The sequence below is a fragment of the Pseudovibrio sp. Ad46 genome (assembly GCF_001623065.1).
Taxonomy (GTDB): domain Bacteria; phylum Pseudomonadota; class Alphaproteobacteria; order Rhizobiales; family Stappiaceae; genus Pseudovibrio.
In genome coordinates, this window is sequence record NZ_LMCG01000005.1 from 1 (window position 1) to 23,730 (window position 23,730).

A 23,730-nucleotide genomic window follows, 5' to 3' on the forward strand; every position below is an offset into this window, starting at 1 on the left:
TCAGACAAACCTGAGATCTTCAACGTATGTTTTGCAGCAAACACAGTCGCAAAAATCGACTTAACATCATAACATGACCGTCACCCATGTCCCCGAACAAACGTCAACTATCTCTCCGGGACAAACACGAAGACCCGGGATCTATAACCCCAGTGTCAGAAATTGACCGAACGCCTTCGTGAAAAAGCAATCGGTTATGGATCCCAGCTAAAAAGCTAGGACGGCACCGAGGGAGTTTAACTGATGCAGTCTCTTGGTGGCTACCTGTTACGAAACCGGAACGCACTCATGCTGATGGAGCGGTAAGTGAAGCTCTCATGCAGCTTTTCGCCATAAGCATGCTCACCTGCAGCTCCATATGCCACCAGAAGCGGAAGGAAGTGTTCATCAGTTGGAAGTGCTTTTTTGTAGTACTTGTGATTGCCGGAAGAGAGCAGTGCGCAGGTCTCCCCTTGTTCCGCAAGCTCGGTAATCCAGTGGTCAAACTCCAATGCCCAGTCTGGCGTGACACCATTGCCGCTGACTTCAGAAAAATTATGCGTCAGCGCACCACTGCCGATAACAAGGATACCCTCTTCCGCCAGCGGAGCTAAAGCACGCCCTAGGTTAAAGCTCTCTTCGCTTCCATAGGCATAGGGCAAAGACACCTGAACCACTGGAATATCCGCATCAGGAAAAGCCAGTGACAAAGGAACCCAGGCACCGTGGTCCAAACCCCATGAATTATCTTCGCAAACGGTCAGGCCATAGCGCGTAATGGCGTCGTGTGTGCGAGTAACCAGCCAGCTTGGGGCATCCGTAGCGTATTGCATGTCATAGAGTTTCGGCGAGAAGCCGCGAAAATCATGGATGGTCTTCAACGGACCTGCTGAGGTGATGACGAGTCGCTCTGTTTGCCAGTGAGGCGAAATGATCACGATCGCATTGGGCTTAACCTCTGAAACACAAAGGTTTTTGAGAAACTGATGAGCTTCCAGTTCAGGTCTTATTGCGAGATCTGGTGCTCCATGGGGCAAAAAGAGAGGTGATTGTTTCATGTGAAACGCTTTTTTGTTTCGGTTTGTTGATGAATTTCTTATTCTCAACAGTGTATTGCATTAGCGAATTACGACCAATCTCAGTAAAGTTGATAGGACTGTTCACTGAAAGTGACCTTATCCTGGGATAAGGACCTTGATCGAATTTCATGCGCCTACTGGAAGAAATTGCAAACTCCTGTTAGAAAAGACGCCTCTTATCAATGGGCCTCTTCATGACACCAAAACTAAAAATTACGCGCCTTCCTCACAGCGAAGGATTAGAGCTTCCTGCTTATCAAAGTGCAGAGGCTGCTGGTTTGGATTTGCAAGCAGCAAATACAGATGCGATCGAGTTGAAGCCTGGACAGCGGGCGATGGTGCCAACGGGCCTTTCACTTGCTCTGCCATCTGGTCATGAGGGGCAGGTTCGTCCACGTTCAGGTCTGGCCGCTAAACACGGTGTGACGGTCCTCAACACACCAGGTACGGTTGATGCTGATTATCGCGGCGAAGTGAAAGTCATCCTGATCAATCTGGGGGAAGACTCCTTTGTGATTGAACGCGGAATGCGCATCGCTCAAATGGTGGTGGCCCCTGTCACGCAAGTGCAGATCGAAGAAGTCAAAGAGCTTGAAACCACCGAACGTGGTGAAGGCGGGTTTGGCTCCTCTGGCGTTTAAGCGCATCTTCAAAGGATACGCTGGAAGAAAACTGGAGCATCTCGCGTCAACTCCCATGAAGGCGAGAGGCTCCGAGGAATACAAGGAAGAATTATGAAGCCGGAACTGGTGATTTTCGATTGTGATGGCATTCTTGTCGACACCGAAACCATAGCGAATGAAGTCCTTTCTGACTTCATGAAGAAAATCGGCCTCGATTTCTCGCCTTTGGAATGTCACCACCGCTTCACCGGCACCGCAATGGACACCATTAAGGAAGAAGCCGAGCGCCTCAGCGGCAAAAAGCTTCCTGATGACTGGGCTGCACAGGTTCGCCAGGCTGATCTGGTCGCGTTTGAAGCTGGTATTGAGCCAATTCCGGGTATTCTGGATGTTGTTGCTCATCTGAAAGCAGAAGGCATTCCATTCTGCGTTGGCTCCTCAGGTCGCTATGAAAAGATGCAGATGACACTTGGCTCTGCAGGCCTTTGGGAAACCTTCAAGGACGTGCTTTATTCTGCGCAGGATTGCAAAATGGGCAAACCAGCGCCGGATATCTTCCTCTACGCAGCCAAAGGCATGGGCTTTAAGCCAGAGCAATGCGTTGTAATTGAAGACAGTATCGCTGGCATCAAAGCCGCAAAAGCCGCAGGAATGCGCGTCTTCAACTACACGGGCGATGTAAATGCAGACATCGAGCAGGCCAAATCTCTTGGCGCTATCACCTTCGGCCACATGTCAGACCTGCCTGCCCTGTTGGGTCTTGAAGCGCTGGATCAAACCACCGCGTAGTTCATCTATTTTCGAGGAAATGGTCTTTTTTGCAAAAGACCATACTAAATCGTCTCTCAGCTAGAATCTAATTCTATGTTACTGCAGTATTTTGCATCACGTTTCTATATCCTATAGTATTCGGGGTTTTTGAAACCTCGAAAACCCTCGTTACACTTCCTACATTTCATTCAGAAATTTAATGAGGCTGCAGCTCGGGAGTCTTCCGCCGAGACAGGGCTCAAACTCACAAGTAAATTGCATAAAGGGGATTTCGATGAGCACTTCCAAGCCGGGTCGTGGAAAAATTTACTCTTCCATCACTGAGACTATCGGAAACACACCAATCGTACGTCTGGACCGTTTGGCAAAGGCTCACGGCGTAAAAGGCAACCTGCTTGCCAAACTCGAGTTCTTCAACCCGATTTCCAGCGTGAAAGACCGTATCGGTGTCGCAATGGTTGAGGCAATGGAAGCAGCGGGCAAGATCATTCCGGGCAAAACCACTCTGATCGAGCCAACCTCCGGCAACACAGGCATCGCGCTGGCCTTCGTCGCAGCTGCAAAAGGCTACCGCCTGATCCTCGTAATGCCAGAGACCATGTCCATCGAACGCCGTAAGATGTTGAAGCTTCTGGGCGCTGAGATTGACCTGACTGAAGGTCCAAAGGGCATGAAGGGTGCTGTCGCACGCGCAGAAGAGCTTCTGGCGGAGATTCCAGATGCTGTTATTCCGCAGCAGTTCGAAAATCCGGCCAACCCTGAGATCCACCGCAAAACCACTGCTGAAGAAATCTGGAACGATACCGACGGAAACGTTGATGTATTCGTATCCGGCATCGGCACCGGCGGCACCATCACGGGCACTTCTCAGGTGTTGAAAGAGCGCAATCCAGCCCTTCACGTGGTCGCTGTTGAGCCAGCTGACAGCCCGCTTTTGTCCGGCGGTCAGCCTGGTCCGCACAAAATTCAGGGCATCGGCGCTGGCTTCGTGCCGGGCGTTCTGGATACCGCTGTTTATGATGAAGTGGTCACCGTTTCCAATGAGGACTCGTTTGCGCTGTCTCGTGAAGTGGCGAAAACAGAAGGCGTTCCGGTCGGTATCTCTTCCGGTGCGGCGCTAAAAGCTGCGATCGAAGTTGGCAAGCGTGATGAAATGGCAGGCAAAAACATTGTCATCATCATCCCAAGCTTTGCGGAGCGCTATCTCTCAACAGCTCTTTTCGAAGGTCTGGATGCCTGATCCCAGCGAGACTTGAAACGAATTAAGGGAGGCAATTGCCTCCCTTTTTTGTGTCTACCGATCATTTCGAGTCTGAATCGAACCTTGTTTACTCAGGCGGTGTGCCATTTCTGTCAAGAATTTCGCCAGCTAAGTAAAGTGAGCCGCTAAACAGAATACGTGGTGCTTCGTCTTCATCCTGCGCACGTCGTCTGATCTCCGCAATTGCTCTGTCCATGGTGCCATGAGCCGATGCCGAAAGACCTGCGGCCTGTGCAATCTCGGCAAGTTCAATCGGAGACCGCCCTGCGCTTGTGGTGGTCAACGGCACGCAGATGACATGCTTCGCCAGCCCTTCAAACTGCTCAAAGAACCCTTCTGGATCTTTCGTGTTCATCATGCCCATGACCAGATAGGTCGGACGGGACGCTTTATCCGTCAAATCCGCGAGAAAAGAAGCAATCACCTTTGCGGCGCCGGGATTATGCCCGCCATCAACCCAGATTTCACTGCTTTCTGGCAGCTCGTCAAAGAGCTTACCTTCATAAAGAGGCTGCATCCGTGCTGGCCAGTTGATGGAGCGCAGCGCTTTATCGCAAGCAACCCGCGCCTCTTCGCTCTCAAGCAGTCCCGCCGCCCGCAACGCAGCCAATGCAAGACCGGAGTTGGACATCTGATGGAATCCAGCAAGCTTTGGCGGTGAAAGGTCCAGCAAGCCAAACTCATCCTGATAAACAAGCCGCCCGCCCTCTTCCCAGGCAGAAAACTCTTGTCCCTGGAACCAGATCGGCGCGCGCTCCCGCCCGGCTTTGTTCTCAATCACATCCCACACGGCATCCGCTTGCGGTCCCACAACAACAGGACAACCCGGCTTAATTATCCCAGCCTTCTCCAGCGCAATGCCTTCAAGGCTATCACCCAGGAAATTCTCGTGGTCTTTTGAGATCGGCGTAATCACACTCACCAGCGGCTTCTCAACAACGTTGGTGGCATCCAGAACACCACCAAGCCCAACTTCCAAAACAAGGTAATCAGCAGGATTTTTGGCAAACAGGTAGAACGCAACAGCCGTTGTCGCCTCAAAAAACGTCAGCTCATGACCATCATTGGCTTTCTCAACCTGCTCAATCGCTTCAAGCAATGCATCATCTTCAACAAAGCGACCTGTACCACCCAGCCGAATGCGCTCGTTGAAGCGAACCAGATGCGGTGAGGAATACACATGAACGGTTTTCCCCTGTGCCTCCAGAAGCGCCCTGATAGAGGCGCCAGTAGAGCCTTTGCCATTGGTCCCCGCTATATGGAAGACTGGCGGAATGCGTGTCTCAGGGCTCCCCAGCGCCTTCATGACCCGATGCATACGGTCTAAGGACAGATCAATCTCATCGGGATGAAGTTTCATCAAACGATCAAGGGCGGCTTTGATCTTGTTCATTGGCTATCCACCTTCAAATCTGCTGGGCATCTGAATAAAGAAAAAGCCCGGCACGGTATGCCGGACTTTTTAAAGCAAATCGCAACTCCGTGAGCCGTAAAGGCTTATTGGGTTGCAGCAACCTCAGTGCTAGCCTCTGGTTCTACAGGCTTTTCTTCAAGCACTGGCAGCTGAGCTTCACGCTTCATCAGCAGGTTACACAGGTTGGAAATGGTTTCTTTCAGCTCGTGACGATGCACAACCATGTCGACCATACCGTGATCACGCAGATACTCAGAACGCTGGAAGCCTTCAGGAAGCTTCTCGCGAATAGTCTGCTCAATCACGCGCTGTCCAGCAAAGCCGATCAAAGCGTTAGGCTCAGCAATGTGAACATCGCCCAGCATCGCGTAGGAGGCTGTTACGCCACCGGTCGTCGGGTTGGTCAGCACCACAATGTAAGGCAGGCCTGCTTCACGAAGCATCTGTACGGTTACAGTAGTCCGTGGCAGCTGCATCAGCGAGAGGATGCCTTCCTGCATGCGTGCACCGCCGGAAGCGGCAAACATGACGAAAGGTGTTTTGTGCTCAACGGCATGTTCCATACCGCGGATGATCGCTTCACCAGCTGCCATGCCAAGAGAACCGCCCATGAAGGCGAAATCCTGAACAGCAGTGGTCATGTCGTAGCCATTCACCTTACCGCTGGCGACAACGACAGAGTCGGTCATCTCGGTTTTGGCTTTGGCATCTTTCAGGCGATCAACATACTTGCGCTGGTCGCGGAATTTCAGTGGGTCGACAGCAACTTCCGGAGTCTCGATGCTGGTGTATTCACCCTGGTCAAAGAAATACTCCAAACGCTTCTTGCTGGAGAGGCGCATATGAAAGTTGGAGTTTGGTACAACCCACTGGTTTGCCTCCAAATCGCGATGGAAGACCATCTCGCCAGTTTCAGGGCACTTGATCCAAAGGTTTTCCGGAATTTCGCGCTTTTCGAGAAAGCTGCGGATTTTCGGCCGTACGACGTTGTTAATCCAGTTCACGGGCTGCCGCCTGTCTTTAATTTCGTTTTCAATTTTTAATGGCCATTAAACGGGCCATACGTAAAGCAATACTTATTTCCGAGCTTTTTCTACACCCACACGTAGTGAGCGCACAACTTCGGTAACAGCAGCTTGTGTCTGATTTGTGGCTTTACCATTGTCGTCAAGGCTTGTTCTAATCGCCTCAACAAGAATAGAGCCAACCACCACACCGTCGGCATGCTTGCCAATTTCTTCTGCTTGTTCAGCGGTTTTAATGCCAAAGCCAACAGCAACAGGAAGCTCAGTGTGGGATTTAATTCGTGTAACTGCCTTAGCAACAGCAGTGGTGTCTGCAGCGGCAGATCCGGTTACACCAGTTACGGATACGTAGTAAACAAAACCTGATGTATTCGCCAGAACAGTTGGAAGGCGTTTGTCATCAGTTGTTGGTGTGGTCAGGCGGATAAAGTTTACACCACCCTCAATTGCCGGAATGCAAAGTTCGTCATCTGCTTCCGCAGGCACATCAACAACAATAAGACCATCAACGCCAGCTTCACGTGCTTCTTTCACAAAAGCAGCGCTGCCACGTACAAAGATCGGGTTGTAGTAACCCATCAGAACGATTGGAGTGTCATTGTCCTTTTTACGGAACTCACGCACCATCTGAAGCGTTTTGTCCATCGTGTGACCATGCGCTAGAGAGCGCTGAGTCGCCAGCTGGATTGGAACACCTTCAGCCATCGGGTCAGAAAACGGCATGCCAAGCTCAATAACATCACTACCCGCTTCTGGAAGTGCATCCAGAATAGCTTGTGAAGTGGCGAGGTCCGGGTCTCCGGCCGTAATAAAAGTTACGAGCGCAGGACGTCCTTCAGCCTTCAGCTTAGCAAAGCGTCGATCAATACGAGTTTCAATCATTCATCCGACCATCTGATGTATTGGGGCAAGCCCCACCAATCAATCAGCAAGGATGTAGGGGTGCAACTAGCCCTCTGTCAATAAACACAGCGCAAATTGAATGCGTTTCTGGCGAATTTTATAAGAAATAGACAACAGCTCCAGAGAATATCCAGCGATAAAGACTCTCAAGGTCTCAGATTGACCATTACGTCAAATATAATATTGCCTGCTCTGATCGTGAGCATATGGTGAACTCGACCCACTAAGCGGCAATAAGCACTGTATTTTTAGATCTGTAGTAGAACCAGTTTTAAGCATCGAAACGCGATAAACAGCCATATCAATAATCAATTCAATCCCCCCTTAGACCATAGTTGTGTGGCTCATATGACAACCCTCTGCTTTGGTTCCGGCGTATTTTTTTATGAGATTAGTTTTGGGGTAAGAGATGCGAGGATGGAAGGCGATAGTTTTTATGTGTTTGGCGGTGGTTCTTTCCGCCTGCGTAGATATTGAGTTGCACTATGATTTTGCTGAGGATGGTTCTGTCACACAGCGCATGACCTACAAGATGACAGAGGCTACCTATGCCCGTATGCAGGAAAAAAAGAAGCAAAACTCAGGTCCGGTTCCTGTGGTGGCCTTTTGTGATAACGGCGAGGTAAAGCGGGAAAACGGGTTTGTGTTCTGCAGCAATACCGTTGAACAGAGTTTATCTGATTTGCTCTTACCAGAGCAGGAAACCCCTTCGCCCCCTACATCCATGGGGCCATCCGTTCTCCAGTTAACTCGGGTGGATGATACGAGCTTACAAGTGGTCTTGAAGGTGTCGGATTTCAATAATGCCGATTCTGGAACTACAGTCCTGACCAAAGCCACTTTTCTTGAGAAAGCTGTGCTGTCTCAAGCTCTTGCTGAGCGCAATCTGACCGTAATCCTTAGCGGCCCTGCGCTTATCAATGCTTCTGGAAACAAGATTGCAGACACAACGCAATCAGTAACATCGGTTCCACTCACTGATCTCATCACCGGCCAACTTGATGCAAAAGATCCCTCCGCCACTTTCCGATTTGCTCACCCCTTGCCTCCTGATAGAGAGAAGCAGGTAAAAATGATGTCTCAACTTTTCGAGGGCTATCAGTTCGACAATTGGGAAGACATGCACGGTCCAATATCGGATTACCTTCAACAGCAACCGCGTATGATGACTTGTGGAGTCCGCATGACAGAGCAGGCCTGTAAAGTTACGCGGGCAGAACTGGCTCAGCGCATCACGGCCGATAACACTGGCTTCAAAGAGCAGTTTATAAAGGTTCTTCACGCGCGTTATAGTATTCAGGATCTTCAGGACATGCTGGGGCTGGTTCAACAGAACCCTACTCTGTTCAAGTCACCCGTGTGCGATGACTTCCCACAAATGGACCGGCGCTGTGTGGTTATGGCACATACGGTGGATGCCTTGTTGCTCAAACACATCGTTGCGGCCAACGAGGCAGCGCAAGCGCGCGTGTCGCCCTTTTTAAAGGATGAGTGAGTGCGCCAGTAAAAGCAGCCGCAACACTCCGGAAAGCAAAAAAGCCGCAGATTATCTGCGGCTTTCTCAGTCTTGAAACTAAACGCAAATTAGCCGCGACGGCTTTCCAAAAAGCCAATAATGCGACGTACATCATGCAGCACTGGTTCTGCAATCTCAGCAGCACGTTCAGCACCATCACGCAGAACAGCATCAACGCTTGCAGGATCATCCATGATCCGGCGCATTTCATTGTTCATTGGAGCCAGTTTCTCAACAGCCAGCTCGGAAAGAGCTGGTTTGAATGCTGAGAACTGCTGACCGCCGAACTCGCCCAGAACCTCTGCTTTGGTACGTCCGGAAAGGGCAGCATAAATGCCAACAAGGTTGTCAGCTTCCGCACGACCTTCCAGTCCATCCACTTCACTTGGAAGCGCTTCAGGATCGGTCTTTGCCTTTCTGATTTTCTTCGCAATCGTGTCCTGATCATCAGTCAGGTTGATGCGGGAAAGATCAGAAGGATCAGACTTGGACATCTTCTTGTTGCCGTCACGCAGGCTCATGATACGGGTCGCAGGACCAGTGATCATTGGCTCAGTGACCGGGAAGTAAAGCTCATCCGGCGCTTCATGAGATGGTTCAGGGTTTGGAACACCAAGACCCAGCTCTTTGATGCGATCAGCAAAATCATTGTTGAACTTCTGCGCAATATCGCGTGTCAGCTCAAGGTGCTGCTTCTGGTCATCGCCAACCGGAACATGGGTAGCGCGGTAAGCCAGAATGTCTGCTGCCATCAGGTTAGGATAAGCAAACAGACCAACAGAAGCGTTTTCTGCGTTCTTTCCTGCTTTGTCCTTGAACTGAGTCATGCGCTTCAGCCAGCCCATGCGGGCGATACAGTTGAAAATCCATGCCAGTTCAGCATGTTCTTTCACCTGGCTCTGGTTGAAGATGATCGACTTCTTCGGATCAACACCGGCTGCGAGGTAAGCTGCTGTTACTTCACGGGTCTGCTGCGTCAGCTCGGCAGGGTCCTGCCAGACTGTGATCGCATGCATGTCAACGATGGAGAAGATGGTCGGCATCTGGTCCTGAAGCGGAACAAAGCGGACAATAGCACCGAGGTAGTTACCAAGGTGGAGGTTTCCGGTTGGTTGAACACCGGAGAAAACGCGAGGCTGAAACGCCGTCATAACAAATATCCCTAGGCTTGGGCCTGTTGGAAGGGCCAGTGGGTTGCGCGGGCATAGATTGAATGGGTGACAAACAAACTAGAACAGCCCGCGCAGATAAAGCCCGGTGGTTATGACTGCGCTTTTTCGTATGTGCAAGTGATTTGCAGAGTGAGAAAGCCTTTATCGCCGCAATTTCTGCAGTTGTACGCGAAAATCCACGGTCCCGGTGAGCTGAACCAAAATCCCAAAGGAAATCAGGCCAATGGTGACAAGAAGGACCAGCTCGCTGGCTCGCACAACAAACAGATTGGAGGTTGAAAGCGGCTCCAGAACAAGCGTGCCGCCATAGACCACAACACCCATCAAAGCGCTGGCAAAGCCCAATAGCGGAATTCTTTTCAGCAATGCTGCGTCGACAACAAAATGACCACGCCGCCACAGCACAAAGGCCAGCAGCGCCGAGTTGACCCAACCCGCAGCAGTTGTCCCAATCGCGATGCCCACGTGCTTGAAGGTAGGGAATAACAAGATTGAGAGCGCCACGTTCACCACCATGGCAACAGCGGCAAAGTACATTGGGGTCTTTGTATCTTCCCGCGCAAAGAAGCCAGGGGACAGCACCTTATTCAGCACAAACGCAGGCAAACCAACGGCAAATGCCATCAAAGCCAAAGCAGTCTGCTCAACAGCAGCATCCGTAAACTGACCGCGCTGGAACAGTACGGAAATCACGGTATCTGGGATGATAACGAGCGCGACTGCAGCAGGTAGAGTAAGCGCAAGAGCGAACTCCATTGACCGGTTCTGCGTATGATGAACCAGCTCTTCCTGACCAGAGCGCAACTGCCGTGTCAGGCTTGGCAAAAGCACAACACCAATCGCGATACCCACCACACCAAGCGGCAGCTGGTATATCCTGTCAGCATAGTAAAGGTATGAATTCGCACTGCTTTCCAGCGATGCGATGATCGTTCCAACCGTGATGTTGATCTGCGTAATCCCCCCGGCAATCACACCGGGAACACCCAAAACCAGCAAGCGCTTTACGCCCGGCGTCCATCGTGGGCGCATGATAGGGACGCGAAACCCGAGCCGCTTCATGCCAATGGCAACGACAGCGAGCTGAACAACACCTGCTACAGCGACACCAGTAACCAATAGCACTCCGGTCGTCTGATCAGGCTCCATACCATAAAAACCAATGCCTGCGAGCACAGCCATCATCACAACATTGAGCATGACCGGTGCCATGGCTGCGGCCAGAAACTTCTGAAATGTATTGAGAATTCCGCTTAAGAACGCGAGCAAGGACATGAACAGCAAATACGGAAATGCAATGCGTGACATGAGGACTGTGAGGTCGAATTTTGCGGGGTCAGAGAAATAACCCGGCGCCAGCACATGTACGAGCAAAGGCATGAAAACCTCTGCCAGAGCGAGGATAACCACCAGCGTCCAGAACAAAGCTGCCGCAATCTCACCAGCAAATTTTTGTGCGCCCTGCTCTCCATCTTCCTCAACAGAGCGGGCAAACAACGGTACGAAAGCTGAGTTAAATGCACCTTCCGCAAACAATCTGCGGAACAGGTTTGGTAAGCGGAAAGCCACAACAAAAGCATCTGCAACAGGACCAGTGCCTACAAAGGCAGCCAGCATCACATCTCGCCCAAACCCGCAGAGACGGCTTAGCATTGTTGCACCACCAACCGTGGCGAAGCTCTTGAAAAGGCTCATATAAAATTACTTACCTGTATGTTTTTGAGGTTTACGGCGTGAGCTCGTAGGCGCTTTTTGTGGCTTTTTACCGTCAAAGGCATTTTTGAGTCTATCGCGAATAGATTCCTGACGTCCCACATTGTGTACTTTCTGGCCAGTCAGATCGGTCACGTAAAATACATCGACCGCTTTCTCCCCAAAAGTCCCAACATGAGCACTCGCAATATTCAGGTTGAGAGCCGAGATCTCGGTGGTCAAATCAGAAAGTAAACCCGGTCGGTCAAGTCCGGTCACTTCAAGAACCGTATAGTTTTCTGACCATGAATTGCTAACTAAAACAGTTGTTTGCAGCGTAAACGCCTTGTTACGAGCATTCGGCTTTGTCGCTGCACCCTTCACTTCAGGAACAGGTGCCGTGCCGCGCAGTGCTTCTTTAATCAAACAGCAAATCCGCTCCCCGCGACGATGCTCGTCATCGTCCTCAGGTAACTCACGGCTGATGTAGATCGTATCCAGCGCGAGACCATCTTTTGTGGTGTCGATGTGTGCGTCCACAATGTTTCCACCTGCCGCAAAACAAGCTCGTGCAATTGTGGAGAGTAATCTTGGATGATCCGGTGCTAGAACGGTGATTTCTGTAACGCCCTCAAAAGCATGAGGCTCCACAGAGGTCGCCAGATGCTCTTCTTCCTTGTCCGTTTTGCGGATCAGGTTCGCATGGTTGATCTTGCTCTTCAGATCAACGCGCAGCCAATAGGCCGGATAGTGGCGATTGAGGTAATTATCCAGCTCCTCATCAGTCCAGCCTACCAGCTCTTCGGCCAGCTCTTGCTTCGCATGGTCAACACGTTGCTGCTGGCTCATACGGCCATGACCACCACTGAGGATCGTCTCGCTCTCATAATAGAGCGTGCGCAGCAATTGCCCTTTCCAGCCATTAAATACATTGGGACCCACTGCCCGAATGTCCGCAACCGTCAAAATCAACAGGAGCTGCAAACGCTCCAGACTCTGCACTTTACGGCAGAAATCCTTGATGGTTTTCGGATCACTCAAGTCGCGAGACTGTGCAACCGTACTCATTTCCAGATGCTGCTCGATGAGCCAGGCGACAGTATCAGTCTCTGCTGGAGAAAGGCCAAGACGTGGGCAAATCTTCCGCGCAATCTTGGCTCCTGCAATAGAATGATCCTCTGGCCGTCCCTTCGCCACATCATGCAAAAGCATTGCAACATAAAGGACTTTCCGGCTGTGAACCGATTTGATCAGATCCGTTGCCAGCGGGTGGCTATCACCACCCATCCCGCGCTCAATTTCAGAAAGAACGCCAACAGATCGGATGAGGTGTTCGTCGACAGTGTAGTGGTGATACATGTTGAATTGCATCATCGCGACGACCTTCCGAAACTCCGGCAGGAACTGGCCAAGGATAGACGACTCGTTCATCGCACGCAAAACGGTTTCCGGATCACTGCGACTTGTCAGGACCTTCAGGAACAGCCGATTCGCTTGTTCATTCTTGCGGAATTCCGCATTGATCAGCCGCCTGGATCGACGAACCAGTTTCAGCAATTCTGGGTGCATATCCAAATTGGTTTTGTCGATCAGATAAAACACACGGATCACATTGACCGGATCTTTCTCAAAGACATCCGGCTTCGCCGCAATAATGCGCCCGTTCTCGACAAGGAAGTCCTTGGTTCCTTTGATAGATCGCCGCTTGTGCTTGCTTCCCGGAACAAAACTGCCAAGGAACCGCGAAATGCTTGGGGCGGACTTCACATGCTGCTCTTCAAGAGCCGCCGCAAAAATGCGTGTCAGATCACCAACATCCTTCGCAACAAGGAAGTAGTGCTTCATGAACCGCTCAACAGCCCGCATGCCGGGATGGTCCATGTAACCGAGACGGTCAGCAATTTCCCGTTGAACATCAAAGCTCAAGCGTTCTTCAGGACGGTTTGTTAGAAAATGCAGATGACAGCGGACAGCCCAGAGAAAATCCTGACTCTTTCGGAACCGATTCAATACACGCCGCGAGAAAACACCCTTTTCAACCAGCCCTAAGCCACTGGGAACGCGATAAAAATACTTGGCGATCCAGAACAGCGTGTTCAGATCACGCATCCCGCCTTTGCCTTCTTTGACATTGGGTTCAACAAGGTAGCGGGACGCGCCGTGGCGTTCATGACGATCATCTCGTTCAGCAAGCTTGGCGGCGATGAAATCCGGTCCAGTGCCGGAAACGATTTCCTTGTCGAAGCGCTTGGTAAGCTCTTGGAAAAGCTCAAGATCACCCCAAACATAACGCGCTTCCAAAACAGCTGTGCGAACGGTCATATCTTCGCGGCACTGCTTGATTGTCTCATCAAGATTGCGCGTGGAATGACCGACCTTTAGGCCCATGTCCCAAAGCATGTAGAGGATGAACTCAACAACCTGATCACCCCAGGGCGTTTGCTTATATGGCCAGAGAAACAGCAGATCCACGTCAGAGTGCGGCGCCATCGTTCCGCGCCCATAACCACCAACAGCTATGATGCTGATACGCTCGGATTTTGTTGGATTTTCAACGGGATAAACATAAGTAACCGCGAACTCATAGATCACCTGAATGAGCATATCCTGCACGCAAGACAAGCGCTCGGAACATCGCCGGCCCTGCCCGTCTTCCATCAGGAGCTTTTCAATTTCTTTAAAGGCTGCTTTGTGCGTGGCTTTCAGCTTTGTCAAAACATCGCTGCGCAGCTTAAAGCTGTTGCCGTCGCCATCGTGCTTCTCAACCAGCTCTTTGAGTTCGTTGAGAAGGGATTGGGGATCAACCAGTTGATCTACTTTGAGTTCTTCAGGCGTCATATCAGCAGTCCACTTCAAAAGTCAGCAGACTGACTTTACAGAGCTTTGTCGGCTTAGACTAGATATTGTCGCGAGAGCTAACCACTCTTAGTTGATGAATGAGGTGCTCCAGGGATTCCTCTGAGAGTCCATTGATCTTCGAGGCAAGCATATTCGTCAGCTCGGTCGCCCGAGGTGTCAGGCCGCCAGTATCGATGGTGATTTTCGGGTTGGAAAGTTCCGCAAGTCTTTGAAGTTCTTCAGCTTCGTCCCAGATCACATTGAAATAAGTGATCATGCGCTGAACCATGTACCAGGTCGGAGTACCACGCTTGCCATGTTCAAGCGCACTCAGGTAGGCAGAGGAAACCGAAAGCGCTTCCGCCATTTCCTTCAGGGTAATCTTCTGCTTAGCCCGCAGCTCTCTAACCTTGGCTCCAAAAGGCGTCATCTTACTGAAATTCCTGCCTTATTTTTTGCGCTTACGAATGCGAACGTAAATCGCACCGCTGCCCCCATGCGAAACATGAGCTTGGTCGAAGCCTACCACACAGCTGCGCATATCAGGAAGAGAAAGCCACTGCGGCACCATTCTGCGCAACACACCACGATCATCGCCATAGGGGCTGCTTGAATAGTCGAGCCCCTTGCCGGTGATCACAAGCACGAGGGAGTAGCCCATGGCCTGCGCTTGATAGATGAACGAGGTTAAGCGTTGATGCGCTTGATACTGCGTCAAACCATGAAGATCGATGCGCGCATCAATATAGCCCTTGCCCCCGCGGACAACTTTTTTGCGCTCTTTCTTGTTGAGCGGTGAAAGCGGAGGCATCGCAGGAACAACAGGCTTGGGCGGGCTGTAGTCTGGCGCGGTCTTCCCTTTGGAACCGCGAGACTTTTTGGCCTGAGGCTTCGGTGGAGAGGTCAACTGCGGCTTAAGCTCAGGCTGAGACACCTCAGCGCTTTGAGCGTGCATAAGGGACTGATCAGGCTCGGAAAGCTGCGTCGTGTCTTCCAGCATATCAGAAAGGCGCTCTTGATGAATAGGCGTCAGAGTGGCTTTCACCCTGTCCCACAAGCGCTTGTCTGCTTCGCTCAGCTGCTTTGTTTTGGCTCGCTTTGTGCGATCACCATTCGTCATCTATCCGATCCGTCCACGATCATTTATTATTTTGGAACAAGGAGATAGAATTCCGCACGGTGACGGATATTCCCGGCAACGGCACCTGCCTCTGCACCACTTCCTACATAGATATCGCCGCGCGCGGGGCCTTTGATGGCTGACCCGGTATCCTGAGCAACCATAAGTTTGGCGAAGCGATCACCTGATGTGTCGTAGGTCCTTAACTCACTAGAGACAAAAATTAAACTGCCATAAGTGTGCAGATCATCATCAATTGCCAGTGATCTCAGGTCCGTCAGGGCTGTTCCTGCCCCTCCAATGGCTGCAATCTCAGTGTCTTGCGCAGATTGTAACTCAAAGAAGATGTAGGATTTATTGTGCCGAAACACGTCTTTCTGCTGGGATGGGTTTTGGGATAACCAGGCACGAAGCGCATCCATGCCCATGTTATCTCTGGAGATTTCGCCTAGCTCAATCAACACACGGCCAATCGCGGTGTACTCATGACCAGACTTGCCTGCAAAAGCTAAACGCCGCAACTCGCCATCGGGCAGACGAACACGGGCAGACCCTTGAACAGCTGTAAAAAATGCATCTATCGGGTCTTTCACCCACAGCACTTCAAGGCCCATTCCATCCAGTGCACCGTCCATCACATCGCCGCGTGTTGGCATCACCTTCAGGCCTTTGGGATAGGCATGAAGGGGAACAACAAACTCGTCAGTGCGAACAAGTGAGCCTTCCAGCTCTGGCATGTAGTAGCCGGTCACAAACCCGTCGTTCTCTACGCGCTGAAGCGTAAAGTTATGTTCTAAAAAGGTTTTTGCATCACTTGCGTTATTTACGTCGATTTTGCGCGATTTTGCGCAGATAGCGCGTAACTTTGCGTCGCTAATGCCAAACGCCTTTGTCGGCAGCGTTCGGCCTTCACTCGCCTCGCAGTGAGCCACAAATGCGGAAAGGGCCGCAGAATGATCATCTGCAGCCCATCCGTCGATTTCGTTGGGATCAAGTGGCCCGGAGAGCTTCGCGCTTCGCATGGTCCTATGGTCTTTTGTAAGGGTGTTTCCAGCTACAGCAGCAGAACTTATCCCCGCCGCGACGCTGAGTGTCATAATGAAACTCATAGCGTCGCGAAAGAAAGAAAACGTCATGCAGATTCAGTTGCAACCAGCTTCCAGTTTGGATCGTTCTCACCAGTTACGCGAGCGAAGGTCCAGATGTCAGTCAGGTCACTCACTGCGGTTGGGTCACCATCCACAATGCGGTTTTCAGAATCCCGTGTCGCGGTGATCAGCTGCCCCTTGAAGCGAACAGTCACTTCAGCAAGCTTGTCTTTGTCGTTGAAGACCGCCTCCACAATGTCAGCTTTGTCGATGCCCACAAAAGTGGACTCAACACGCTCATTGCGGCTTTCCCGGTCATCAATCGCAGCAGAGAAACCACTGAACACTTCAGGAGAAAGAAGCTCTTTGAGCGTGCGGCGATCACCCTGCGCAAACGACATCAAAATGATTTCGTAAGCGCCGCGTGCACCTTCCGCAAACTCTTTTGGATTGAAAGACGGCTCAGCTTTCCAGATTTCCCGCAGACCGTGATTCAACTCGCCGCCTTTTTTGGCAAGCTTGTCGATTTCGGCCTCAATCTGTTCGCGAGCTTCACGCTCTGCGCGCTCAGGGTCATGTTGAACATGCTCACTGCCTGGAAGAGGAATAACATTGTCCTCATTCTCAGGAGCCTGAGTCTTTTGAGAGTCTTGTTTTTGCTGAGCAGAATACGGGTCAAATGGTTGACGCTCGTTACCGGTGCGATTGCCCAAAACGGAGCGTAACCGCAGGAAAATAACAACTGCCGCAATAAGGAAGATTATGTTGTAGACGTCGAATATTTCGTTCATTCCGAGTACCGACCGGTCCTTTACTCGTGGGCTGCCAGGCGCCGATGATCAAATGCATTAGATATCTAGATAATGTGCTCTAGCGCATTTTTACAGGCTCTGTCACTAATTTAAGGTTTCTATCAGCAACATCCAGCTATTTCGTGTCCATCCCAACGCCTTTTTAAAGTCTTACCACGCAAGTATAAGCTAAAATCAGTCATTGCAATTCTGTGAAGATCACCCACTATAAGTAAGATCGCTTCAAAAAGAAGTGATCAAAAAGCAAAATAAACCTAAACCTACGCGGACGCTATGCCACTCGGACTTATCATTCTTGCCTGTTTCATTCTGCTACCAACCATCGAGATCTATCTCTTTATTGAGGTTGGAAGTGTTATCGGGGCAATTCCAACAATCCTGTTGACTGTAGCTTCCGCAGCTGCCGGCACCTATATGCTGCGCCAGCAGGGGCTGTCTTTGCTCATGCGCATGCGTTCTGAAATGGACTCAGGACGCGTTCCAAGTCATGAGATGATGCATGGCGCGATGATCGTGTTTGCAGGCCTCATGCTGTTGATTCCAGGCTTCTTTACAGACGCAATCGGCCTGCTGCTCTTCATCCCGCCACTGCGTGAGGTGATTGGCAACTATCTGGCACGCCACGTGAAGGTACAAAACCTTAACGTCAATCCAGGTTACCGTCGCCGCGATGGCACTGTGGACCTGAATGAAGATGAGTGGAGCTCCTCCCGTCATACAGAGCAGGATGATGACCCTTCCCGTCCTCGTTCCAATGACCCGGACCAGATCAGCCCATGGTCCTCTGACGACGACAAGCGTCGCTAAATCCCGCCAAGCTTAACGGAGAGCTGCCTGAACTGACTCAGGACTCTCCAACAGTGTCGCGACCAAAGCAATCAGATAAGTGACGTCCAGCTCTTGCTCTGCATTCCAGGTGGTTGAGAAGCACCAGTTATTTCCGTCAGGGTCTTCCAAGGCATAGGTCATGTTCAGCACGCCAATCTCACTGCCGCCCTTATAAGCGTAAGACGTCCAGTTATCCGGTTCAGCCACCCCCGGATTCACGAAAACTCCCTTGATATCCTTCACTTTTGTCACAATCTCGCAGAGTTCGCGGTTCGAGATGTACCACTCAACTCCCTCTGTCAAAGGCACGGAAACCTTGTCCATTGGCGGCAACTGGGCCGGTAAGGCAGCAAGAATCAGTGCCCGCTCCTCTGGCCCTGCTTGGCGATAAGCTTCTGCAGCTTGCTCATCCGCTTTCAGGTGAAACAGCTGCTGCGTCGTAAGAGCCGGTGAACTTTCTCCCGGCAACATCACACTTTCCTGTCCCACCAGATCCATCAGCAAGTCCGTGGCCGTGTTGTCCGAAATCTCGATCATGTTGCGGGCCACATCCAGCAAAACAAACTTCTTGCCAATCGGCTCATTCTGCATTGTGCCACCTGGATACGAGATATGCTGTTGCTCCAGCGTGACTTTATCTTGCCAGCTCAGGTCCCCGTCCCTGACCCGCTGCGCCACTTGGTCCAGCACATAAAGTTTAAAGGCAGATCCGACAGCCAATTGCGCATCACTGTTGTTCTCAGCATGCACCTTTCCGTTTTGCATCAGCAAAAAGCTCTGCGTCGCGGTCTGCTGTTTCATGTGTTCCAGAAGGCCTTCGTGTTTCACATCCTTCACAAGCGCAAAGCGAAACAGCAATCCCGTCAGCTGACCGGTCTTATTCTGCTTCAAAAGCGTTGGAATCCTGTAGGATTTCGTCTCAACAAGAAATTTGTGCGGGTCCTTGGTCGCTTCAACATGAAGCGCAGGGCCATAGATCGAACGTTGTTGTGAAAGAATGGAGACGAGAAGTTCTTTCGGGATCTTCTTGTAGACTTCGGGCGCAAAGTCATTGGCATTAAAGTCCGGCCCATTCCAGATTTTCTTGAGCAACTCCGGCGGGCTTGTGGCCTCCTGAGCGCTTAAGGGCTGTGGAGCGATGACTAAAACTGCAACAGCGCATAACGCCTTAAAATACCTAAGCAATTGCATCTCCAGAATATCTGGTGGAACTATATGTATCCTAGGCGCATAAAAACTAACATTACCTTAGGTCATAAAGATTCAAGCCACAACATCAGGCTGTGTTGCAAAGTCTCAGGTAGCCCTATGGCAATCAGGCGCGGTAACCAACAATTAAAGTTGAAGAGATGACGCTAGTATTCGCATCCCTTAAAACTTATGATTGCACGAATTAATTAGTAAATTTATGGGCGGTATTACATGGCGGCGCACCAAACCTCCAGTCGTGTGGATTGGGTCGACTACGCGAAAGGCTTTTGCATCTTTCTCGTGGTGATGATGCATTCAACCCTTGGGGTTGGAAGCGCCATTGGCGAAATGGGGTTCATGGGCGACATTGTTGCCTTTGCTAAGCCCTTCCGTATGCCGGACTTTTTCATGATCTCCGGCTTGTTCCTCGCCTTGACGCTGGATCGGGACTGGCGCCTGTATCTGGACCGTAAAGTCGTCCATTTCTTCTACTTCTACATTCTCTGGCTTACGATCCAGTTTGGAATGAAAGCACCATCCTTCGCAGCAGAGTTTGGCTGGGACGGCGTGTTGATGCACTACGCGCTCGCCTTCGTACAACCATTCGGAACCCTCTGGTTCATCTACGCCCTGCCCGTTTTCTTCGTCATCACCAAACTGCTGCACTCACTAAAAGTGCCATGGCAAGTGACCTTGCTGGTCGCTGCTGGCCTGCAAATCAGCGCGTTGCACACCGGCTCGGTGCTGATTGACGAAACAGCCGCTCGCTTCGTGTTCTTTTTCGCCGGTTACATCTTTGCGCAAAAGATCTTCGTCATTGCTGACTGGGTGCGCGAGAACGTGTTGAAGGGCTTGGCCTTTGTGTTTGTCTGGGCCGTCGTCAACGGCCTGTTCGTTGGCTACGGCTATGCAGACCTGCCATTTGCCTCGCTTGCTCTGGGCGGTTTGGGCGCATTGGCGGTGATCACCGTTTCCGCACTGCTCTCCAAGGTCAAGGCGCTGGATCTGTTGCGCTACATGGGCAAAAACTCTATCGTGATCTACCTGTCTTTCTTCTTCCCGATGGCTGTCTCGCGCACAATCTTGCTCAAACTGGGCATCATTCAGGATGCGGGCGTGATCTCGTTGATCGTCACGTGCACCGCAACCATCGCACCGATGATCCTGTTCTGGCTGATCACCAAAGTAGGTTACGGCCAGTTCCTGTTCAAACGTCCGGCATGGGCCTACATCGCGGAAATGCCACGCGCCAAGAGCCCTGCACCGTCACCAACCTGATATCTGCGCGAAATCGCTGATCTGCCTAAGCCCCCGGAGCCGCTGCTTTCGGGGGCTTTTTGCATGCATGTTCAGCAAGCGCCAATTTTAGTGGTTGGGTTCAGAAGGTCTTTCCGGTCTTTGCTTAGGCTTTGCGGAAGCAAACGGTGTGACAAGATCAAGGAACGTATCTTCATGAAACTCGGGGCTCTCAGGGTTCTGCCGCTTCTCTTCATTCTCGTGGCCATTGGCTGGCTGGAGCTACGCCCCCACCCCGCTGTTGCGCAAAAAGAAGATAAAGCACGTCAAATTCTCAATAAGACCATCGAGAAGTTCAGCGAAATCAAAGCCATGAGCTTTACCGTCTACGCGAGCGAGGAACGGATCTTTAAAGACAGGGTGCCGCTAAACTTTGTGTTCGAATACACGGTCAACATTCTTGGGCATGGTGATCTGAAAATTGATCTCCCACGCCCCAACGGGATGAGTGAAATCTATCTTGATGACGGCATCATCACTTACTTCGACAAAACGCGGAACATCTACACTCAGGGTGATTTCACTGGAACTTCCTCGGAATTTATTGAGGTACTACGCAGTGACTTTCAGCTCACATTGCCCGGCATTGATTTGGCCAACCCGGAACTGGGCCAGATGCTTGATGACCTGATAACGAAGTCCGTCTACGTCGGGCGTGAGGTTCTGCCAGAAGGGGTTGCCCATCATCTTGCCTTTTTTAACGATCAGGTAGATTGGCAGTTGTGGGTCTACGAAGACAGCGGCCTGCCCGGTTATCTTATTATCACTTATAAGGACCTTGTTGGTTTGCCTCAAACACACCTGTCCTATCGAGGGTGGAACCTTGAACCTCAGCTCAATTCAGAAGACTTCCGCTTCAATCCTCCTGAGGGGGCTGAGCGCTTCAGCCTGCCTGCCCTTTCAGCAGTAGAAAACGGAAGGAGCTCAAGATGAGTTACTCCACCACAGCACAGCTTCTCAGCAACTCACTCAGATCACTGGCCATCCTGACCTTCATCACAGGCACCGGCATACTCACAGCCCAGGCGCAGGAAACTCCGCCTCCCCCCAAACAGGCCACATCCGCCGAAGTTGCGGAGTGCGAGGAAGAGCACATGAAGCGTGAGGGCATTGCTGATCTGGGCGGCTCTCAATACCGCGATAAGATCCGCGATCTCTGCAACAAATCCGTACATGGCGCTGACAAAGCAGAGGCGGGAAAAGAGCCAGCTACCAACGATTACTACTTCAGCGGTGACAACAACGGCTTTGTCTATGAGCTCAACGAAGAATGCCAGCAGATCCGCATTCAGGAAGAGCTGATTTTCATCTGTCCGGAAGGCAAATACAAACCAACCATCCGCAACAACCAATCCGGTTTCATGCCTTATTTAGAGCCCGTGGAACCCATTAGGCAGGGTGAGAAGCCGTAGGAAGGTCATAAGTAAACACATGGTGTACTCTGTGATTGTCAATCTGACTCATGACCCAACTGCGGGATTGCGCTTTTCTCTGGTTTGGGCTTCGAAATAAAGTCCGTGCCGGATGTTCATTTTGGGAGCGCCTAAATTACATTGGACTTCTATGCCCGACAGAATGCTCTTCGTGTAGCCTTCAACATCATTCGTTGGGGCAAAATTGCTGATAAAATCAAAAGCATACGCTCTGAAAAAGTTGAAACTGTAAGGCGGTGTGGAGGCTTGTCTGACATGCAAGCACGAACGACTAAATTTGCAAATCGCTCCGGGTCATTTCCGCTTTCTTCGCTTTTCGCCATACTGTTAATTGCACGTGTTGTAGAAGGTTCGTAAGGGTCGTTGTCGGATGGACTTCGCCTTCTCGCTGCACCAAAGCCAGTTCGATGATCTCCCGGTTCCACCAGTATAACGTGGAGTCCAAAAGGGGCGACCTCCATTGATAAGGCCGCCGCATAATTAGCAATCGCAGCTTTTGATGCACTGTAAAGTGCTTGAAAAGGGATTGGGAGCCGTGATGCAATAGAGCCAATAATCACAATCGTTCCTGCTCGCCTTTTTCGCATATCAGGAAGAAAGGCGCGTACCATTCTATCAACGCCGAGTAGGTTGGTATCGATCTGTCGAACGGCTTCAGAAGCAGCTGTCATTTCAATAGGGCCAGCGATGCCAGAACCCGCATTCAATATCAAACAGTCGGGGACAAGGTTAATGCGGTTGCGAAGTGCAATCACAGAATCTTCGTCGCACACATCAAGTTCTTCTAAAGTGCCTCCTTGGCGAGATGTACCAATCGCTTGCCATCCGTTTGTTGTAAAAGCTTTTAACATTGCGGCACCCAGCCCTTTGGAGGCACCGGAAATTAAAACAGAATTCATGAGTAATTCTCCAGATTTCAAATATGTTATCGATGGTAACATTGGTTGAGGCTATCTGGTCAAGTGGAAAGTTATCAATGGTAACATCGAGGCAAGAACAACAAACTCCGGGCACATCAGAATATCATCATGGAGGTTTGCGTGAGGCGCTTCTGGATGCTGTCGAAGCTCAGTTGCCTGAAAAAGGGCCAGAGGGGGTGAGCTTACGGGCTGCTGCCAAAAATGCAGGTGTTTCCTCTGCTGCGGCTTTCAGGCACTTTAAAGACAAGCGGGCTGTGATGACGGCAGTTGCTGTCCGTGCACATCGCGGAATGGCAGAGCATATGGAAACGGCAGCCACTGAAGCACGCAGTGCGGGGCTCTCAGTATTTTCCGCTAAGGGGCAGGCCTATCTGGACTTTGCTCTTTCTGAACCTGCCAAGTTCAAAACAATGTTCCGTACGGCATTGTTGGATGAGACAGATGTAGATTTAGTCGAAGCAGAGGCACGCATGACGCGCCTATTGCTTAACGATGCTGTTGAAGATGAAAAACACACTGAAATCCCAGCTAAGTCCCTGCTTGCGTGGGGGGCCGTACACGGCCTGGCTATGCTCTCGATTGAAGGTGGATTACCAAGCACATCCACGAAGGATACAAGATCAGCAATTCTGGAGGCATTAGATTTGTTAGAACAACAGGATTAGTCAGAGTAACTTCATTTTTGTTAGGTGGAAGTTGAAAGCTAAGTAGCCAGAGGCCGTTCCAAACTCACCCTCCGCTAAAACATCATTGAAAAAGGGTTAATTCC

The 23,730-nt window shown here is 51.0% G+C and carries 22 protein-coding genes; 9 read left to right on the forward strand and 13 right to left on the reverse strand.

The genetic code is table 11. From position 1 onward, the window contains the following. Window positions 1-260: 260 nt before the first annotated feature. Window positions 261-1,037, reverse strand: coding sequence for a class III extradiol ring-cleavage dioxygenase (locus PsAD46_RS01615; protein ID WP_063303364.1), 777 nt, complete (start codon window positions 1,035-1,037; stop codon window positions 261-263). A gap of 203 nt (window positions 1,038-1,240) precedes the next feature. Between PsAD46_RS01615 and dut the strand changes: the two genes are divergently transcribed. From dut to cysK, 3 genes are all read left to right on the forward strand, one after another. Next, the gene (dut, locus tag PsAD46_RS01620; RefSeq protein WP_057463191.1) at window positions 1,241-1,699 is read left to right on the forward strand and encodes a dUTP diphosphatase; all 459 of its coding nucleotides are present in this window, start codon (window positions 1,241-1,243) and stop codon (window positions 1,697-1,699) included. 93 nt (window positions 1,700-1,792) lie between these two features. Continuing rightward, window positions 1,793-2,470: an HAD family phosphatase gene (locus tag PsAD46_RS01625; protein ID WP_063292541.1), complete on the forward strand. Its 678-nt coding sequence runs from the start codon at window positions 1,793-1,795 to the stop codon at window positions 2,468-2,470. Window positions 2,471-2,726: 256 nt separating this feature from the next. After that, the gene (gene cysK, locus PsAD46_RS01630) at window positions 2,727-3,692 is read left to right on the forward strand and encodes a cysteine synthase A (RefSeq protein ID WP_063292542.1); all 966 of its coding nucleotides are present in this window, start codon (window positions 2,727-2,729) and stop codon (window positions 3,690-3,692) included. A gap of 88 nt (window positions 3,693-3,780) precedes the next feature. Here cysK and PsAD46_RS01635 read toward each other — a convergent pair whose 3' ends face one another. The 3 genes from PsAD46_RS01635 to trpA form a co-directional block, all read right to left on the reverse strand. Next, a complete protein-coding gene (locus tag PsAD46_RS01635; protein ID WP_063292543.1) occupies window positions 3,781-5,106 on the reverse strand; it encodes a folylpolyglutamate synthase/dihydrofolate synthase family protein in 1,326 nt (441 codons plus the stop codon). A 104-nt stretch (window positions 5,107-5,210) separates the two neighbouring features. Then, window positions 5,211-6,131: an acetyl-CoA carboxylase, carboxyltransferase subunit beta gene (accD, locus tag PsAD46_RS01640; RefSeq protein WP_063292544.1), complete on the reverse strand. Its 921-nt coding sequence runs from the start codon at window positions 6,129-6,131 to the stop codon at window positions 5,211-5,213. A 72-nt stretch (window positions 6,132-6,203) separates the two neighbouring features. Then, the gene (trpA, locus tag PsAD46_RS01645; RefSeq protein WP_063303359.1) at window positions 6,204-7,034 is read right to left on the reverse strand and encodes a tryptophan synthase subunit alpha; all 831 of its coding nucleotides are present in this window, start codon (window positions 7,032-7,034) and stop codon (window positions 6,204-6,206) included. 553 nt (window positions 7,035-7,587) lie between these two features. On the opposite strand from trpA, the gene PsAD46_RS01650 reads away from it, so the two are divergent. Continuing rightward, entirely contained in the window at window positions 7,588-8,550 is a 963-nt protein-coding gene (locus PsAD46_RS01650; protein WP_153040664.1) for a hypothetical protein, read from the forward strand. An 89-nt stretch (window positions 8,551-8,639) separates the two neighbouring features. Here PsAD46_RS01650 and trpS read toward each other — a convergent pair whose 3' ends face one another. From trpS to PsAD46_RS01685, 7 genes are all read right to left on the reverse strand, one after another. Next, window positions 8,640-9,722, reverse strand: a complete 1,083-nt coding sequence (gene trpS, locus PsAD46_RS01655; RefSeq protein WP_063298934.1) for a tryptophan--tRNA ligase — start codon at window positions 9,720-9,722, stop codon at window positions 8,640-8,642. 162 nt (window positions 9,723-9,884) lie between these two features. Beyond that, window positions 9,885-11,438, reverse strand: a complete 1,554-nt coding sequence (gene murJ / locus PsAD46_RS01660; RefSeq protein WP_063306010.1) for a murein biosynthesis integral membrane protein MurJ — start codon at window positions 11,436-11,438, stop codon at window positions 9,885-9,887. 6 nt (window positions 11,439-11,444) lie between these two features. Beyond that, entirely contained in the window at window positions 11,445-14,273 is a 2,829-nt protein-coding gene (locus PsAD46_RS01665; RefSeq protein ID WP_063292549.1) for a [protein-PII] uridylyltransferase, read from the reverse strand. Between the two features lie 58 nt (window positions 14,274-14,331). Continuing rightward, entirely contained in the window at window positions 14,332-14,703 is a 372-nt protein-coding gene (locus PsAD46_RS01670) for a helix-turn-helix domain-containing protein (protein WP_057463182.1), read from the reverse strand. A gap of 18 nt (window positions 14,704-14,721) precedes the next feature. Then, a complete protein-coding gene (locus PsAD46_RS01675; RefSeq protein WP_063292550.1) occupies window positions 14,722-15,393 on the reverse strand; it encodes a Smr/MutS family protein in 672 nt (223 codons plus the stop codon). Between the two features lie 26 nt (window positions 15,394-15,419). Continuing rightward, entirely contained in the window at window positions 15,420-16,490 is a 1,071-nt protein-coding gene (locus tag PsAD46_RS01680) for an MltA domain-containing protein (protein ID WP_208981620.1), read from the reverse strand. A gap of 35 nt (window positions 16,491-16,525) precedes the next feature. Continuing rightward, on the reverse strand, window positions 16,526-17,272 hold the full coding sequence (locus tag PsAD46_RS01685; protein ID WP_063306011.1) for a Tim44/TimA family putative adaptor protein: 747 nt from the start codon (window positions 17,270-17,272) through the stop codon (window positions 16,526-16,528). 294 nt (window positions 17,273-17,566) lie between these two features. Here PsAD46_RS01685 and PsAD46_RS01690 point away from each other — a divergent pair, with 294 nt between their 5' ends. Continuing rightward, window positions 17,567-18,100: an FxsA family protein gene (locus PsAD46_RS01690; protein WP_063292551.1), complete on the forward strand. Its 534-nt coding sequence runs from the start codon at window positions 17,567-17,569 to the stop codon at window positions 18,098-18,100. Between the two features lie 12 nt (window positions 18,101-18,112). Here the strand turns inward: PsAD46_RS01690 and PsAD46_RS01695 are convergent, their stop codons facing one another. Further along, window positions 18,113-19,306, reverse strand: coding sequence for a serine hydrolase (locus PsAD46_RS01695; protein WP_208981621.1), 1,194 nt, complete (start codon window positions 19,304-19,306; stop codon window positions 18,113-18,115). A gap of 237 nt (window positions 19,307-19,543) precedes the next feature. Here PsAD46_RS01695 and PsAD46_RS01700 point away from each other — a divergent pair, with 237 nt between their 5' ends. From PsAD46_RS01700 to PsAD46_RS01710, 3 genes are all read left to right on the forward strand, one after another. Next, window positions 19,544-20,590 (forward strand): acyltransferase family protein, encoded by a 1,047-nt coding sequence (locus tag PsAD46_RS01700; protein WP_063292552.1) that lies wholly within the window; start codon window positions 19,544-19,546, stop codon window positions 20,588-20,590. Between the two features lie 174 nt (window positions 20,591-20,764). Further along, window positions 20,765-21,541 carry a DUF2092 domain-containing protein gene (locus PsAD46_RS01705; RefSeq protein WP_063306012.1) on the forward strand — a complete coding sequence of 259 codons (777 nt, stop codon included), beginning with the start codon at window positions 20,765-20,767 and terminating at the stop codon, window positions 21,539-21,541. After that, the gene (locus PsAD46_RS01710) at window positions 21,538-22,020 is read left to right on the forward strand and encodes a hypothetical protein (protein WP_063306013.1); all 483 of its coding nucleotides are present in this window, start codon (window positions 21,538-21,540) and stop codon (window positions 22,018-22,020) included. Before PsAD46_RS01705 ends, PsAD46_RS01710 begins: the two co-directional genes overlap by 4 nt. Window positions 22,021-22,169: 149 nt before the next feature. Here PsAD46_RS01710 and PsAD46_RS01715 read toward each other — a convergent pair whose 3' ends face one another. After that, the gene (locus PsAD46_RS01715) at window positions 22,170-22,940 is read right to left on the reverse strand and encodes an SDR family NAD(P)-dependent oxidoreductase (protein WP_208981622.1); all 771 of its coding nucleotides are present in this window, start codon (window positions 22,938-22,940) and stop codon (window positions 22,170-22,172) included. A 77-nt stretch (window positions 22,941-23,017) separates the two neighbouring features. Between PsAD46_RS01715 and PsAD46_RS01720 the strand changes: the two genes are divergently transcribed. Then, on the forward strand, window positions 23,018-23,626 hold the full coding sequence (locus PsAD46_RS01720) for a TetR/AcrR family transcriptional regulator (protein WP_208981623.1): 609 nt from the start codon (window positions 23,018-23,020) through the stop codon (window positions 23,624-23,626). Window positions 23,627-23,730 lie beyond the last annotated feature (104 nt).

Excerpts from the sequence above, each read along its gene's own strand:
- PsAD46_RS01615 (WP_063303364.1), bottom strand. The coding sequence starts at position 1,037 with ATGAAACAATCACCTCTCTTTTTGCCCCATGGAGCACCAGATCTCGCA.
- dut (WP_057463191.1), top strand. The coding sequence starts at position 1,241 with ATGGGCCTCTTCATGACACCAAAACTAAAAATTACGCGCCTTCCTCAC.
- PsAD46_RS01625 (WP_063292541.1), top strand. The coding sequence starts at position 1,793 with ATGAAGCCGGAACTGGTGATTTTCGATTGTGATGGCATTCTTGTCGAC.
- cysK (WP_063292542.1), top strand. The coding sequence starts at position 2,727 with ATGAGCACTTCCAAGCCGGGTCGTGGAAAAATTTACTCTTCCATCACT.
- PsAD46_RS01635 (WP_063292543.1), bottom strand. The coding sequence starts at position 5,106 with ATGAACAAGATCAAAGCCGCCCTTGATCGTTTGATGAAACTTCATCCC.
- trpA (WP_063303359.1), bottom strand. The coding sequence starts at position 7,034 with ATGATTGAAACTCGTATTGATCGACGCTTTGCTAAGCTGAAGGCTGAA.
- PsAD46_RS01650 (WP_153040664.1), top strand. The coding sequence starts at position 7,588 with ATGACAGAGGCTACCTATGCCCGTATGCAGGAAAAAAAGAAGCAAAAC.
- trpS (WP_063298934.1), bottom strand. The coding sequence starts at position 9,722 with ATGACGGCGTTTCAGCCTCGCGTTTTCTCCGGTGTTCAACCAACCGGA.
- murJ (WP_063306010.1), bottom strand. The coding sequence starts at position 11,438 with ATGAGCCTTTTCAAGAGCTTCGCCACGGTTGGTGGTGCAACAATGCTA.
- PsAD46_RS01665 (WP_063292549.1), bottom strand. The coding sequence starts at position 14,273 with ATGACGCCTGAAGAACTCAAAGTAGATCAACTGGTTGATCCCCAATCC.
- PsAD46_RS01670 (WP_057463182.1), bottom strand. The coding sequence starts at position 14,703 with ATGACGCCTTTTGGAGCCAAGGTTAGAGAGCTGCGGGCTAAGCAGAAG.
- PsAD46_RS01675 (WP_063292550.1), bottom strand. The coding sequence starts at position 15,393 with ATGACGAATGGTGATCGCACAAAGCGAGCCAAAACAAAGCAGCTGAGC.
- PsAD46_RS01680 (WP_208981620.1), bottom strand. The coding sequence starts at position 16,490 with ATGACACTCAGCGTCGCGGCGGGGATAAGTTCTGCTGCTGTAGCTGGA.
- PsAD46_RS01685 (WP_063306011.1), bottom strand. The coding sequence starts at position 17,272 with ATGAACGAAATATTCGACGTCTACAACATAATCTTCCTTATTGCGGCA.
- PsAD46_RS01690 (WP_063292551.1), top strand. The coding sequence starts at position 17,567 with ATGCCACTCGGACTTATCATTCTTGCCTGTTTCATTCTGCTACCAACC.
- PsAD46_RS01700 (WP_063292552.1), top strand. The coding sequence starts at position 19,544 with ATGGCGGCGCACCAAACCTCCAGTCGTGTGGATTGGGTCGACTACGCG.
- PsAD46_RS01705 (WP_063306012.1), top strand. The coding sequence starts at position 20,765 with ATGAAACTCGGGGCTCTCAGGGTTCTGCCGCTTCTCTTCATTCTCGTG.
- PsAD46_RS01710 (WP_063306013.1), top strand. The coding sequence starts at position 21,538 with ATGAGTTACTCCACCACAGCACAGCTTCTCAGCAACTCACTCAGATCA.
- PsAD46_RS01715 (WP_208981622.1), bottom strand. The coding sequence starts at position 22,940 with ATGAATTCTGTTTTAATTTCCGGTGCCTCCAAAGGGCTGGGTGCCGCA.
- PsAD46_RS01720 (WP_208981623.1), top strand. The coding sequence starts at position 23,018 with ATGGTAACATCGAGGCAAGAACAACAAACTCCGGGCACATCAGAATAT.